At 65.1% G+C, this 743-nt stretch carries 1 protein-coding gene; it reads right to left on the reverse strand.

The annotated features are described in order from the left end of the window. Positions 1-743: right-handed parallel beta-helix repeat-containing protein (locus CCN51_RS51500; protein WP_245881889.1), on the reverse strand; the 743-nt coding region annotated here is incomplete at both ends.

The following is a 743-nucleotide window of genomic DNA, read 5'->3' on the forward strand; positions in this document are numbered from 1 at the left end:
GAGACTTCCGGACGTATTACCGTCGAGCGAGCCGGAATTCATGGTGAAATTGCCGCCGTTGGTAGTGATCCCACCACCCTCGAAGTTAAGAGCGTGATTGCGCCGCACATCCACCGAGGTCAGCGTCACGTTCCCGAAGTTGGAGATCCCCCCGCCCGCGCCACTTGCGGTGTTGTCGGAGATCTGGCTGCTGGTGGCCGACAGCGACCCCCCTGAATTGATGTGAATGCCACCGCCGTCACCGGCGGTGTTGTGTGTCACCTGACTGGAGTTGACATCCAGTACGGCATTGTTGGCGACCTCGATACCGCCGCCGACATTGCTCGCGAGGTTTCCGGTGACCACGCTCGACGTCAGCCTCAGCGTCCCCGCGTCGAGGATGCCACCGCCGTTGATCCCCGCGCCGGCAGTGGTCGCCGAACCGCCTGAGACCGTGATGCCGTTGAGGGTCAGGGTCCCTCCGGGGGCGACCTCCGCGATACGGAAGGCCGTGGCCGAGCCCCTGGTGATGGTCGTGTTGGCGCCGACGAGGGTCACATTCCCGGTGATCACCGGCAGCCCGTCCGGCCCGTTCGCGCCCGGGGACACCGTCGGACCGGTCAGCGTGTAGACACAGTTCGTCGTGAGCTGGATCACTCCCAACCCCGTGCTGTTGGCGTCGTTGATGGCGCTGATCAGCCCGGCGACATCCCCACAGGCCACTTCGGGACGCTCGCCACCACCGCCACCACTGCCATCACCAT

It is taken from the genome of Streptomyces milbemycinicus (assembly GCF_002154605.1).
In the GTDB taxonomy this organism is placed as follows: domain Bacteria; phylum Actinomycetota; class Actinomycetes; order Streptomycetales; family Streptomycetaceae; genus Streptomyces; species Streptomyces milbemycinicus.